The 12,449-nt window shown below is 65.2% G+C and carries 13 protein-coding genes; 3 read left to right on the forward strand and 10 right to left on the reverse strand.

Annotated features, from left to right (window positions below; translation table 11 throughout):
• Window positions 1-8: 8 nt before the first annotated feature.
• The 3 genes from BLV07_RS16205 to BLV07_RS16215 form a co-directional block, all read right to left on the reverse strand.
• Window positions 9-1,367 carry an AmpG family muropeptide MFS transporter gene (locus BLV07_RS16205; RefSeq protein ID WP_091887289.1) on the reverse strand — a complete coding sequence of 453 codons (1,359 nt, stop codon included), beginning with the start codon at window positions 1,365-1,367 and terminating at the stop codon, window positions 9-11.
• A gap of 183 nt (window positions 1,368-1,550) precedes the next feature.
• Window positions 1,551-1,853 carry a GIY-YIG nuclease family protein gene (locus BLV07_RS16210; protein ID WP_091887291.1) on the reverse strand — a complete coding sequence of 101 codons (303 nt, stop codon included), beginning with the start codon at window positions 1,851-1,853 and terminating at the stop codon, window positions 1,551-1,553.
• Window positions 1,854-1,987: 134 nt separating this feature from the next.
• Complete coding sequence (locus BLV07_RS16215; protein ID WP_091887293.1) at window positions 1,988-3,187, reverse strand: DNA recombination protein RmuC; 1,200 nt, start codon at window positions 3,185-3,187, stop codon at window positions 1,988-1,990.
• 171 nt (window positions 3,188-3,358) lie between these two features.
• Here BLV07_RS16215 and def point away from each other — a divergent pair, with 171 nt between their 5' ends.
• The 3 genes from def (at window position 3,359) to truA (ending at window position 5,811) form a co-directional block, all read left to right on the forward strand.
• Complete coding sequence (gene def / locus BLV07_RS16220) at window positions 3,359-3,886, forward strand: peptide deformylase (RefSeq protein ID WP_091887295.1); 528 nt, start codon at window positions 3,359-3,361, stop codon at window positions 3,884-3,886.
• 137 nt (window positions 3,887-4,023) lie between these two features.
• Complete coding sequence (fmt, locus tag BLV07_RS16225) at window positions 4,024-4,959, forward strand: methionyl-tRNA formyltransferase (protein ID WP_091887413.1); 936 nt, start codon at window positions 4,024-4,026, stop codon at window positions 4,957-4,959.
• Between the two features lie 114 nt (window positions 4,960-5,073).
• Entirely contained in the window at window positions 5,074-5,811 is a 738-nt protein-coding gene (truA, locus tag BLV07_RS16230; protein ID WP_091887415.1) for a tRNA pseudouridine(38-40) synthase TruA, read from the forward strand.
• A 215-nt stretch (window positions 5,812-6,026) separates the two neighbouring features.
• Here the strand turns inward: truA and dapE are convergent, their stop codons facing one another.
• The 7 genes from dapE to yihA form a co-directional block, all read right to left on the reverse strand.
• On the reverse strand, window positions 6,027-7,193 hold the full coding sequence (dapE, locus tag BLV07_RS16235) for a succinyl-diaminopimelate desuccinylase (protein WP_091887297.1): 1,167 nt from the start codon (window positions 7,191-7,193) through the stop codon (window positions 6,027-6,029).
• A 10-nt stretch (window positions 7,194-7,203) separates the two neighbouring features.
• Window positions 7,204-8,049, reverse strand: coding sequence for a 2,3,4,5-tetrahydropyridine-2,6-dicarboxylate N-succinyltransferase (dapD, locus tag BLV07_RS16240; RefSeq protein ID WP_091887299.1), 846 nt, complete (start codon window positions 8,047-8,049; stop codon window positions 7,204-7,206).
• A 279-nt stretch (window positions 8,050-8,328) separates the two neighbouring features.
• Window positions 8,329-9,018 (reverse strand): pyrimidine 5'-nucleotidase, encoded by a 690-nt coding sequence (locus tag BLV07_RS16245; protein WP_091887300.1) that lies wholly within the window; start codon window positions 9,016-9,018, stop codon window positions 8,329-8,331.
• A 215-nt stretch (window positions 9,019-9,233) separates the two neighbouring features.
• On the reverse strand, window positions 9,234-10,220 hold the full coding sequence (locus BLV07_RS16250; protein ID WP_091887417.1) for a DUF1036 domain-containing protein: 987 nt from the start codon (window positions 10,218-10,220) through the stop codon (window positions 9,234-9,236).
• Between the two features lie 95 nt (window positions 10,221-10,315).
• A complete protein-coding gene (gene argB, locus BLV07_RS16255) occupies window positions 10,316-11,203 on the reverse strand; it encodes an acetylglutamate kinase (RefSeq protein WP_091887302.1) in 888 nt (295 codons plus the stop codon).
• Window positions 11,204-11,366: 163 nt separating this feature from the next.
• Window positions 11,367-11,738 (reverse strand): DUF423 domain-containing protein, encoded by a 372-nt coding sequence (locus tag BLV07_RS16260; RefSeq protein ID WP_176945568.1) that lies wholly within the window; start codon window positions 11,736-11,738, stop codon window positions 11,367-11,369.
• Complete coding sequence (gene yihA, locus BLV07_RS16265) at window positions 11,738-12,391, reverse strand: ribosome biogenesis GTP-binding protein YihA/YsxC (protein WP_091887306.1); 654 nt, start codon at window positions 12,389-12,391, stop codon at window positions 11,738-11,740. Before yihA ends, BLV07_RS16260 begins: the two co-directional genes overlap by 1 nt.
• Window positions 12,392-12,449: the final 58 nt, after the last annotated feature.

Consider the following 12,449-nt stretch of genomic DNA (forward strand, 5'->3'; position numbering starts at 1 on the left):
GTGAGCGGTCAAACCCGCACCGGCCCCAGCGTCTCGAAATGCCCGCGCTTCTGCAGCCAGGCCAGCAGCACCAGGCTCGGGATCGCCACCAGCACGCAGATCACGAAGAACAGCGCCCAGCCGGTCGTATCAGCCACGAAGCCGGCACCTGATGACAGATACGTTCGTCCCACCGCCGCAAGCGCAGTGAGCAGCGCGTATTGCGTCGCCGTGTGCAGCGGGTTCCTGCATAGGGCGGAGAGATAGGCGACGAAGATCACGGTGCCGATGGCGCTGGTGAAGTTCTCGGCCGTGATGGCGAAGGCGAGCGCCCATTGGCTGGTGCCGACGAACGCCAGCCAGGAGAACGAAAGGTTGGCGAGCGCCTGCACCACGCCGCCGATCCAGAGGCTGGTCGCCAGCGAATAACGCCGCGCGACAAAACCGCCGGCAAAGCCGCCGATCAGCGTCGCGGCGAGCCCGACGCCCTTCACGATCGCAGCATAATCGTTGCGCGAGAAGCCGAGGTCGATCACGAACGGCGCCGTCATCGTGCCGGAGAAAGCATCGGTGAACTTGAACAGCACCACGAAGGCGAGCGCGGCGAGCGCGTCCTTGCGGGAGAGGAATTCGGCGAAGGCGCCGATCGCGGCCTGAACGACGCGATGGAAGGCCGGCTCTGCGTGCGTCGCCGCTTCCGCCTTTGTCGATTGCTCAGGCTCGGTTGCGACGAGCGCCGTGAGCGTCCCGATCAGCACCATCGCCGCCATCACCACATAGCCCCACATCCAGGCCGAGTGGCGCGTAATGCCGGTGCCCTCGAAGCCGGAGACGATGAACAGCGCGCCCGCGGTCGACACCAGCATGCCGATACGATAGGCCGCGACATAAGCGGCCATTCCGGCCGCCTGCTCGCTCTCCGGCAGGCTCTCGACCCGGAAGGCATCGACCACGATGTCCTGGGTCGAGGACGTGGTTGCGACCAGCAGCGCGCCGAGTGCGACGTAGAATGGCGAGCGCGCGGGGTCGGTGAGCGCCAGCAGCAGGATGGCGATGATCAGCAGCAGCTGCGAGAACAAGAGCCAGCCGCGCCGCCGCCCGAAGGCGCGGGTGAACAGCGGCACATGGATCGCATCCACCAGCGGCGCCCACAAAAATTTCAGCGTGTAGGGCGTGCCGACCAGCGCAAACAGCCCGATGGTCTTGAGATCGACCCCGACCTCCCGCATCCACACCAGCAGCGTCGAGCCCGACAGCGCCAGCGGCAGCCCTGAGGAGAAGCCGAGGAACAGCACGATCAGCACCCGCGGCTGCAGGTACACGGCAAGGCTGTCACGCCAGGAGGCGGCGGGAGCGCCAGCGGAGGAGGTCGCGTCGGGTGCGGTCATGGGGTGGTGTTAGCAGATTCTGTTTGAAAAGACTCTGGCCGCGGTTAGTGGGGTGGAAAGCGCTCAACGCGCGCTGGCTGTCATCGTCCGCGAAGGCGGACGATCCAGTATCCACCAGCGTCTCGGCTCAATCACCCCCGCTGCGGCGTACTGGAGGCCCCGCCTTCGCGGGGCATGACGGCATCATGGTGGCCCGGCTATCCCGGGATAAAGATCATCCCAATTTGGGTTCTGCTGCTCGATCAAGCGAACCTTCCAGGCCCTGTTCCACTTTTTGAGCCGCTTCTCTCGCTTGATCGCATTCTCGGGATCATCGAATTGCTCGAAGTAGACCAGCCGGGCGACGTCATATTTCTCTGTGAAGCTCTCGATGAGTTTGGACTTGTGCTCGGCGATGCGGCGGACGAGGTCATTCGTCACGCCGATATAGAGCGTGCCGCCGATCTTGCTGGCGAGAATGTAGACGTAGTAGTGGCGTGCGCTCATCTGCCGTCTTCCCCTCCGCTGTCATCGTCCGCGAAGGCGGACGATCCAGTAACCACCAGCCTCTCGATTCAATCACCACCGCCACGGCGTACTGGATGCCCCGCCTGCGCGGGGCATGACAATGTGCCTTAATCTCACTCCCCCGCCTGGAGCTTCCTCGGAAACAGCTCCGGCGCACCGGTGGCCACCAAATGTGGGCCTTCGGGCGCATCCGCCTTGCTGAAATCGAGCTCCTCGATTCGCCCGGCGCGCTTCTCGATCTTGTCGGCGGAGATCAGCACCTGCCGCACGTCCTCGTTCACGTCGGCAAAATGCTTTTGCAGCTTCAGCACGCGGTCGCGCAGGCGGCCGAGGTCGTCGCCCAGCTTGATCACCTCGGTGCGGATCTGGTCGGCGGCATCGCGCATGCGCGCGTCCTTCATGATCTGCTGCATCACCTGGATCGCGAGCATCAGCAACGAGGGCGACACCAGCACGACGCGGGCGCGATAGGCCTTCTGGATCACGTCGTCGAAGCCGTCATGGATCTCGGCGTAGACCGATTCCGACGGCACGAACATCAGCGCCATTTCCTGGGTCTCGCCGGTGACGAGATATTTTTCGGCGATGTCGCTGACATGCTTCATCACGTCACCGCGCAGGCGCTGCGTGGCGATGCGCCGCTCCTCGTCGGTGCGGGCGTCGTGCAGCGCCGTCATCGCCTCCAGCGGAAATTTCGCGTCGATGCAGAGCGGGCGCTGGTCGGGCAGGAACACGACGCAGTCGGGGCGCTTGCCCGTCGAGAGCGTGAACTGGAACTCGTAGGAGCCTTTGGGAAGACCGTCCTGGACGATCGCCTCCATCCGCGCTTGTCCAAAGGCGCCGCGCGACTGCTTGTTGGCGAGCACGTCGCGCAACGTCGTCACCTGTGTGGTGAGGTCGGTGAGATTCTTGTGCGCGCTGTCGATGATGCCGAGCCGCTCGTGCAGCGCGCGCAGGCTCTCCATGGTGTTGCGGGTCGAATGTTCCATGGACTGGCCGACGCGATGTGTCACCGAATCCAGCCGCTCGTTGACCGCCCGCGCCATCTCGGCCTGGCGGCCGGCCAGCGCCTGGGTCATGGCGTCGACCCGGCCCGAGGCCTCGCTCTGGGTCCGCAGCACCTCGCTCAGGCGCTCCTCGAGCTCGTCGGCCCGGATCGCATGCGCCATCGCGAGTTCCGCGCCGCGCCGCCCGGAGCGCGCGATCACGACGGCAATCACTACCAGCAGGATGAGGACGAGGGCGCCGAAGCCGATCAGCGCATCGATCGTGCGCACCGGCCAGTCGCCCAGCATGACAATGATCTCGTTCATGCAGCCCCTTCTACCCGATTCGCCGGAATGCGCGAACGAAGAGGGAACGCAGGTGGTTAAGGACCCACTAATTTTTATGGTTAACGAAACCTGAAGTTTTATGGTTAGCGGAGGGTTAACGAAGTTCCTCGCCGGATTGACCGCATCCGGCGCGCAGCTTAAATCGCCGCCATGGCCCTCAGAGAAATCATCATCCTGCCCGACAAGCAGCTGCGTCTGATCTCCAAGCCGATCGAGAAGGTCACGCCGGAGATCCGCAAGCTTGCCGACGACATGTTCGAGACCATGTATGATGCGCCCGGCATCGGCCTCGCGGCGATCCAGGTCGCGCAGCCGCTGCGGCTGATCACCATGGACCTCGCCAAGCGCGACGAGAACGGCGAGACCAAGCACGAGCCGCGTGTCTTCATCAACCCGGAGATTCTCTCCTCCTCGGAGGAACTTTCGGTGTACGAGGAAGGCTGCCTGTCGATCCCCGAATATTACGAGGAGGTCGAGCGTCCCGCGAAGGTGCGTGTGCGCTTCACCGACCTCGACGGCAAGGTGCACGAGGAGGATGCCGAAGGCCTCTATGCCACCTGCATCCAGCACGAGATCGATCATCTCAACGGCGTCTTGTTCGTCGACTATTTGTCGAAGCTCAAGCGCGACCGCGTGATGAAGAAGTTCGAGAAAGCCGCCAAGCGCGCGGGGGAGTAGTCTCTGTCATTCCGGGGCGATGCGCAGCATCGCACCCGGAACCTTGAGGTTCTCAGGCGCGCAATTGCGCACCGTGTTTGGCTCGTCGAGCCGGCCCGGGAATGACGGTCACCGATTGGTCCTTCGCAGGTTTTCATATGCCTCTCCGCCTGATCTTCATGGGCACGCCCGATTTCTCCGTGCCGACGCTGCTCGAGCTGGTCGCGCATGGCCACGAGATCGCGGCCGTCTACACCCGCGCGCCGAAGCCGGGCGGCCGGCGCGGCCTGCAATTGCAGCCCACGCCGGTTGAAGAAGCTGCGCGAAAACTCGGCGTTCCCGTGCTGACGCCGAAGACGTTGAAGACGCAGGAGGCGCTCGACGAATTTCGCGCCTTCGATGCCGATGCCGCGGTCGTCGTCGCCTATGGCATGATCCTGCCGCAGGCCATCCTCGATGCGCCAAAGCTTGGCTGCTACAACCTGCACGCTTCGCTGTTGCCACATTGGCGCGGCGCCGCGCCGATCAATCGCGCCATCATGGCAGGCGATGCCGAGAGCGGCGTGATGGTGATGAAGATGGATGTCGGCCTCGACACCGGCGATGTCGCCATGGCCGAGCGGCTCGCGATCACCGACAGCATGACCGCGGCCGATCTGCACGATCGCCTCTCACGGCTCGGTGCCGATTTGATGGTCCGCGCCATGGCCGCGCTCGGACGCGGCGGGCTTCAGCTCAAAAAGCAGAGCGAGGACGGCGTCACCTATGCCGCCAAGATCGACAAGGCCGAGGCGCGGATCGACTGGACGAAACCCGCACGCGCGGTGCTGCGCCACATCCACGGCCTGTCGCCGTTCCCCGGCGCCTGGGCTGAGCTCGCGGACGTCAGCGAGAATGCGCGCGTCAAAATCCTGCGATGTGAATTGGCGAACGGCTCAGCTGCGCCCGGCGTGGTGCTCGACGACCACCTCACCATCGCCTGCGGCGAGGGTGCGATCCGCATCATCGAGCTCCAGCGCGAAGGCAAGGCCCGCATGCAGGCCGCTGACTTTTTGCGTGGCGTGCCGCTGAAGGCGGGATCGAAATTCACCTGAGACTGTCATCTCCCGCGAAGGCGGGGTATCCAGTACGCCGAGACTTTTGAGATTGAACCGAACCGTCACGGCGTACTGGATCGTCCGCCTGCGCGGACGATGACACCGGACAAGATGCCCCGCTACAAGCTCACCATCGAATATGACGGCGCGCCGTTCTGCGGCTGGCAGGTGCAGGAGACGCTGCCCTCGGTGCAGGGGGCGCTGGAAGCCGCCGTCAAGGCGATGACCGGCGCGGACGCGCGGGTGCATGGCGCCGGCCGCACCGATGCCGGCGTGCACGCGCTCGGCCAGGTCGCGCATGTCGACATCGCGAAGCAATTTGCGCCGGATCGTTTTCGCGACGGGCTCAATGCGCATCTGCGGCCGCATCCGGTCGCGGTGCTCGAGGCCGAGATCGTCCCCGAGACCTTCGAGGCGCGCTTCTCGGCCATCAAGCGCCATTACCGCTACCGCATCGTCAACACCCGCGCCAATCTCACCCTTGACGTCGGCCACGCCTGGCGCGTGCCGCGCCGGCTCGACGCCGATGCGATGCATGCGGCGGCACAACGCCTGCTCGGCAAGCACGATTTCACGACGTTCCGCGACACCGAGTGCCAGGCCAAGTCGCCGGAGAAGACGCTCGACCAGCTCGACGTCGTGCGCCACGGCCGCGAGATCACGATTCTCACCTCGGCGCGCTCGTTCCTGCACAGCCAGGTGCGCTCGATGGTGGGCTCGCTGGTTTGGGTCGGCGAGGGCCGCTGGACCGCGGATGATCTCTCTGCCGCACTCGAAGCCCGCAACCGCGCCGCCTGCGGCATCGTCGCCCCGCCGGAGGGATTGTATCTGGCGAAGGTGGACTACTGAGATGTGAGGCGCGCGCGCCCGCGCCACGCTCTCGGTGTCATGCCCCGCCACCGGGCCTCGCCTCCGGCGAGCCCGATGACAGGCTCCGTCGGGGCATCCAGTACGCCGCGGCCTATCGGTTCAATCACTGCTTTCGGTGGAATACTGGATCGCCCGCCTTCGCGGGCGATGACAGCGGAGTGGCAGGTGAGGGCGAAGCGGAAGGCGCCAGCGCCTCACCCAAAATATCGCGTCAAAATCCCCCGATACACCCGCGTCAACTTCTCCAGATCCGTCACCGGCACGCGCTCGTCGATCTGGTGCATGGTCTGGCCGACCAGGCCGAACTCGATCACCGGGCAGTAGCTGGAGATGAACCGCGCATCCGACGTACCCCCGCTCGTCGACAGCTCCGGCTTGCGGCCCGTCACCTCCTCGATCGCGGACACCGCGAGATCGGTGAACGGCCCGGGCTTGGTCACGAACACGTTGGAGTTCGAGGGCTCCCAGACGATGCGGGCGCGGATGCGGTTGCCGCAGGCTTTGGCGAGGCGCGTCTCGACCAGCTCGCGCAGGCTCGCCTGGGTGTGGTTGTCGTTGTAGCGGATGTTGAATTTCGCGCGGGCTTCGCCGGGGATGACGTTGCTGGCCTTGTTGCCGACGTCGACCGAGGTGAATTCGAGATTGGACGCCTGGAACTGGGCGCTGCCATGATCGAGCGGCTCGTCGGAGATCGCCACGATCAGCCGCGCGATATCAGGCACCGGGTTGGAGGCGCGATGCGGATAGGCGACATGGCCCTGCACGCCGTCGACATAGAGCGTGCCCGATTGCGAGCCGCGGCGGCCGACCTTGATGGTGTCGCCGAGCGTCTCGACATTGGAGGGCTCGCCGAGCACGCAATGGTCGAATTTTTCGCCGCGCTCGGCGGCCCATTTCAGTAGCTTGATCGTGCCGTTGATGGAGACGTCTTCCTCATCGCCGGTGATCAGGAACGAGATCGAACCCTTGCCGTCGCTGCGCGGCTTGCCGCCATTGGCGGTGAGATGCTGCAGCACCGCAGCGACCGAGCAGGCGATGCCGCCCTTCATGTCGACCGCGCCGCGGCCGTGCAGGAAACCGTCCTTCACTTCGCCCGAGAATGCGCCGACGCTCCAGGCGCTCTCGTCGCCCGGCGGCACCACGTCGGTGTGGCCGGCAAAGGTGATGTGCGGGCCCTCGCTGCCGATCCGCGCATAGAGATTGTCGACGTCGGCGGTGCCGGGCTCGCTGAACGTCACGCGGTGGCAGGTGAAGCCGGCGGCGCTGAGGGCTTTTTCAAGCACCCCGAGCGCACCGGCATCGGCCGGGGTTACCGAGGGGCAGCGGATGAGATCGCGGGCAATGGAGAGAGCATCGGTCATGCGCGTCCGATCAATCCCGCAGCAGCTCGTTGATGCTGGTCTTCGACCGCGTGCGCTCGTCGACGCGCTTGACGATGACGGCGCAGGCGGTGCTTGGGCCGGGCTGGCCGTTCTTCATCGGCTTGCCGGGCAGCGCGCCGGGCACCACCACCGAATATTCAGGCACTTCGCCCATGAAGATTTCGCCGGTCTCGCGATCGACGATCTTGGTCGAGGCGCCCAGGAACACGCCCATCGCCAGCACCGCGCCCTTACGCACGATCACGCCTTCGGCGACCTCGCTGCGCGCGCCGATGAAGCAGTCGTCCTCGATGATGACGGGCTCGGCCTGGAGCGGCTCGAGCACGCCGCCGATGCCGGCGCCGCCGGAGATGTGCACGCGCTTGCCGATCTGGGCGCAGGAGCCGACGGTGGCCCATGTGTCGACCATGGTGCTCTCATCGACATAGGCGCCGAGATTGACGAAGGACGGCATCAGCACGACGTTCTTGGCAATGAAGGCCGAGCGGCGCACGATGGAGCCGGGGACGGCACGGAAACCGACATCGCGAAAACGGTTCTCGCCCCAGCCTTCGAACTTCGAGGGCACCTTGTCCCACCAGGTCGCCTTGCCCGATCCGCCGGGAATGACGCCCATGTCGTTGAGGCGGAAGGACAGCAGCACGGCCTTCTTCAGCCATTGATTGACCTTCCACTTGCCGTCGCTGCCGCGCTCGGCAACACGCGCCTCGCCCTTGTCCAGAATCTCCAGCGCCTGATCCACGGCCTCGCGCACCTCGCCCTTGGTCGTGGTCGAGACGGTCTCGCGCGCGTCGAAGGCGCCGTTGATGGTGGATTCGAGGGCTGCAAGGGACATCGGGATTTCCTCTGAAAGCGGGAATTTTGATGGATTGGGGCGCTTTTTCGGGATTTGGAGCGGTGGAGTCAAGGCATACTCCGCTGTGGCCCTCCTTGCTCCACCGTCGTCCTGGACAAGCGTAGCTCCCGGCAACGCGCAGCGTTGTCCAGAGCGGAGCGCCGATCCAGGACCCATTACCACAGGGAGTAGTTGGACGAAGATTCGCGGTGTCAGTCTCGCCCGGCAACCTCGCCCTGGGGTAATGGGTCCTGGCTTTCGCCAGGACGACAGCAATTCTCACCCCGACAACCGCGCCAAAAACCCCGTCAGATCATCCGTGACGTGGTCGACATGGGCTGCATCCCGACCCTCCAGCTCCCAATCCTCGCGCACCACCTCCTTGGTGCCGTCGGGCACCACCAGCACCGTGGTCATGCCGAGTTCGTGCGGGACGGCGAGGTTGCGGGCGAGGTCCTCGAACATGGCGGCGCGGGCCGGATCGACTGCATGGTCGCTCAGGAACTTCCGGTAGGTCTGCGGCGCCGGCTTGGGCTCGAACTCGGCGGCGATGATGTCGAACACGCCGTCGAAATGCGAGGCGAAGCCGAGCCGCGCCAGCACCGCATCGACATGGTCGACTGAGCCGTTGGTCAGGATCAGCTTGCGCCCCGGCAGCCCGGCAATGGCTGCACCGAGCGTCGGGTTCGGCTCCAGCGGCGAATGGTCGATCTTGTGGACGTAGGCAAGGTAGTCGTCGGCGGAGACGCCGTGCAGGGTCATCATGCCGCGCATGGTGGTGCCGAAGCGCAGGTAATAATCCTTCTGGATCTTGCGCGCCTCCTCGGGCGTCACGTTCAGCCAGCTCGACACGAACTCGCCGATCCGCGCATCGACCTGCTGCCACAGATTGACGTGATGCGGATAGAGCGTGTTGTCGAGATCGAACACCCAGGTGTCGACATGGGCGAAGGTGCGGGGCAGGGGCATCAAAACTCTCTATCCGTTGGGCGGCGCTGTGGCCTCACCCTCAATCGTCGTCCTGGCGAAAGCCAGGACCCATACGCCGTGACCTATCAATGGGGCACTCTGGTTGTCGTTCTTCGCCAAACCCCATCCTGGGGTAATGGGTCCTGGCTTTCGCCAGGACGACGGTGGAGTTTGTGGCGCGGTCACCGCAACAATCGTCACAGCAATCCCACCCCTCACGGCATCGCAAACCGGAGCGTCTTGCTGCCGCTCGACATGTCCACCGCGCCAAAACCGGTCGCGGCGAATCCGCGCGCGCCGCAATCGATCTGCTCGCTCGTCTCGAACTTGGTCTCGCGCGTGCAGAGCTGCTTGTCGCCGCCCCAGTTCAGCGGCCGGTCCTTCAGCTTGATGACGCGGTTGTCGGCATCGACAGCTTCCGCGAAGCTGAAGATCTGCCTGGGCTGGCCGGTCACGTCAGGATGCAGGCACGTCTTGGGATCGATACGATACCAGCCGCGGCTCGTCACCGACTTGCCGTCGTCGCTCGCGACTGCCGCCATCACCTTGTGCGGCGTGTCGTTGCACCAGGTGAGGCCGGTCGCGGAGGGCGTCTGCACCGCATCGACCATGGTCTTGAACACATTCGGCGACGAGACGACGTCGGACGACAGCCCGCGGCTCTTCAGGAAGGCGGCCAGCGCTGCTTGCGTCTTCGGCCCGTCGACGCCGTCGATCGCGCCGACATCGTAACCCGCGATCACCAGCAGTCGCTGGATGCCGGCAAGGCGCGCCTGCTCGTCGTCATATTCGGAATCCTCGGCGAGATAGGCAATGAGGTTGCCGTCCGCGCCTTGTGTCGGCGTCACCTGCGTAAAGGCGGCCTGGGCCTGGCCGCTGCGGCATTGCCGCGCCGCCGCAATGACGAAATTGTCCTGCGCCACGCACAGCATGTCGCGGCCGTTCTGCGGGATCGGGGAGGCGCCATAGACGCCGAGCGCGCGGGCGTTGAGCAGGATGCGGTCGGCCGTCAGCGTGCCCTGCACCACCACGCGACAGGTGGCGGGATCGATCCTGAACCAGCCCCGCGTCGCGGTCGCCGCCTTGTCGTCGATGCCGATCGCGGCCTCGACGACATAGGACATGCGGTTGCAGATCTTGAGGTCGGCGAAAGCCGGCGCGGAGGAGAAGACGAACGAGACGGCAGCGGCGGGCAGCGTCATCAGGAAGCGGGTCAGGGCGGAACGGCCAGGCCTCCGCTGTCTCAACCCGTCAAGCCCGGGCATGACGACCATCTTCCGCTGCTCGCGTTCGCCCATCACTTGTGGATCAGCGTTCCCGTGCCCTGGTTGGTGAAGAGCTCGAGCAGTACCGCATGCTGCATCTTGCCGTCGATGATGACGACGCCCTGCACGCCCTGTTCGAGCGCGTAGATGCAGGTCTCGACCTTCGGGATCATGCCGCCGGAAATGGTGCCGTCGGCGATCAGCTTTCGCGCGTCCTTGACGGACAATTGCGGGATCAGCTTCTTCGACTTGTCGAGCACGCCTGGCACGTCGGTGAGCAGCAAGAGGCGCTTGGCCTTCAGCGCGCCGGCAACGGCACCCGCAAACGTGTCGGCGTTGACGTTCAGGGTCTGGCCTTCTTTGGAGGTTGCGAGCGGTGCCAGCACCGGGATCAGCTCGTAGCCGATCAGCTGGTTGAGCAAAGTGAGATCGACCTTCTCGGGGTCGCCGACGAGGCCGAGATCGATCGCCTTCTCGATGTTCGAGCCCGGATCGATGATGGTCCGCGTCGTCTTCGACGCCTTCACCATGTTGCCGTCCTTGCCCGACAGGCCCACGGCCTTGCCGCCGGCTTCGTTGATGTAGCCGACGATCTGCTTGTTGACGGAGCCGGCGAGCACCATCTCGACGATCTCGATGGTCGCGGCATCGGTGATGCGCAGGCCCGCGGCGAATTCCGAGGCGATGCCGAGGCGCTTGAGCATGGTCGCGATCTGCGGCCCACCGCCATGCACCACCACCGGATTGATCGCGGTCTGCTCCAGCAGCACGATGTCGCGTGCAAAGTTCCTGGCGGTCTCCTCGTCGCCCATGGCATGGCCGCCATATTTGATGACGATGGTTTCCTCGTCATACTGCTGCATGTGCGGCAGCGCTTCGGACAGGATGCGGGCCTGGTCGAGCGGGGAGATGTCGGTCATGAGGCGGATCTCGCTGGCGGGACTAACGCGGCCTGCGTTCTATCCGATTGGCGGGCGCGGCGCAAAGTGTGGCTGATATGTAGCCCGGATGCAGCGAAGCGAAATCCGGGGTACCGCAGACACCTGTCCCGGATTGCGCTGCGCTCCATCCGGGCTACGGGCGCTACGGATTGCGCTTGGCCACCACCGCCGCCAACGTCACCGCCAGCCAGCCCAAGATCATCACCGTTCCGCCGGTCGGCGCCGCGTAGGGAAACAGCGCGTGCCCCGCATATTGCCGCAAGGTCAGGTCGCCCGCGAACAATGCGGCGCCAGCTGCGAAGCCGAACGCGGCGGCAAGTCCAATTCCACCGTGCAGAAGGCCGCGCGCGAGCAACGCGACGGTCGCAAGGATGGCAGTTGCATGAAACAGCAGCATGGCGCTGGCCGATGCCAGCCGGCTCGCATCGGCGCCATGCGCGGAGGCGGCCGCCAGCGCGACGCCGGCGGCGCCCATCAAACCGGCAAGCCCAATCAGCAGGCGTTGCGCCGCCATCACGAAGCCCGCTCTTCCAAGAGCTTCGCCATCGCGGCGCGCAAGCCCTCCATGCCGGTCGAGCTGCGCGACGAGGTCGCGAGCACGTTCGGGAATGCGGCCGGATGCTTGGCCAGCGCGGCCTCGGTCTCGACGATGCGCGCTTGCAGCTCGGAGGCCTTCACCTGGTCGGCCTTGGTCAGCACGATCTGGTAGCTGACGGCGGAGCGATCGAGCGTCTTCAGGACTTCGAGATCGACGTCCTTGATCCCATGCCGCGAGTCGATCAGCACATAGACGCGCGCGAGTGAGGCACGTCCCAGCAGGAATTTGTGGATCAGCTCGGTCCAGGACGCGACCTGACTCTTCGGCGCCTTGGCATAGCCGTAGCCGGGCATGTCGACGAGGCGCAGGTCACTCTTCCCGGGGACCTCGAAGAAGATCAGCTCCTGGGTGCGGCCCGGCGTGTGTGAGGTGCGCGCCAGCGCGTTGCGGCCGGTCAGCGCGTTGATGAGACTGGACTTGCCGACGTTGGAGCGTCCCGCAAAGGCGATCTCCAGCCCGGCCATCGGCGGCAGCGTGGCAATCGAGGGCGAGGCCCAGATGAACTGCCAGTCGCGGGCGAACAGTTTTCGCCCGGCCTCGATCAGTCGCTCGTCGGTCTTGTCGTTCATGCGAGCGGTCTATCCTCTCGTCATGACCGGGCTCGTCCCGGCCATCCACGTCTTAGTC

Source organism: Bradyrhizobium sp. Rc2d (assembly GCF_900099855.1).
Lineage (GTDB): Bacteria > Pseudomonadota > Alphaproteobacteria > Rhizobiales > Xanthobacteraceae > Bradyrhizobium.

Bases quoted from the DNA above. Each gene is read 5' to 3' on its own strand.
- BLV07_RS16205 (WP_091887289.1), bottom strand. From the start codon at position 1,367: ATGACCGCACCCGACGCGACCTCCTCCGCTGGCGCTCCCGCCGCCTCC.
- BLV07_RS16210 (WP_091887291.1), bottom strand. From the start codon at position 1,853: ATGAGCGCACGCCACTACTACGTCTACATTCTCGCCAGCAAGATCGGC.
- BLV07_RS16215 (WP_091887293.1), bottom strand. From the start codon at position 3,187: ATGAACGAGATCATTGTCATGCTGGGCGACTGGCCGGTGCGCACGATC.
- def (WP_091887295.1), top strand. From the start codon at position 3,359: ATGGCCCTCAGAGAAATCATCATCCTGCCCGACAAGCAGCTGCGTCTG.
- fmt (WP_091887413.1), top strand. From the start codon at position 4,024: ATGCCTCTCCGCCTGATCTTCATGGGCACGCCCGATTTCTCCGTGCCG.
- truA (WP_091887415.1), top strand. From the start codon at position 5,074: ATGCCCCGCTACAAGCTCACCATCGAATATGACGGCGCGCCGTTCTGC.
- dapE (WP_091887297.1), bottom strand. From the start codon at position 7,193: ATGACCGATGCTCTCTCCATTGCCCGCGATCTCATCCGCTGCCCCTCG.
- dapD (WP_091887299.1), bottom strand. From the start codon at position 8,049: ATGTCCCTTGCAGCCCTCGAATCCACCATCAACGGCGCCTTCGACGCG.
- BLV07_RS16245 (WP_091887300.1), bottom strand. From the start codon at position 9,018: ATGCCCCTGCCCCGCACCTTCGCCCATGTCGACACCTGGGTGTTCGAT.
- BLV07_RS16250 (WP_091887417.1), bottom strand. From the start codon at position 10,220: ATGACGCTGCCCGCCGCTGCCGTCTCGTTCGTCTTCTCCTCCGCGCCG.
- argB (WP_091887302.1), bottom strand. From the start codon at position 11,203: ATGACCGACATCTCCCCGCTCGACCAGGCCCGCATCCTGTCCGAAGCG.
- BLV07_RS16260 (WP_176945568.1), bottom strand. From the start codon at position 11,738: ATGGCGGCGCAACGCCTGCTGATTGGGCTTGCCGGTTTGATGGGCGCC.
- yihA (WP_091887306.1), bottom strand. From the start codon at position 12,391: ATGAACGACAAGACCGACGAGCGACTGATCGAGGCCGGGCGAAAACTG.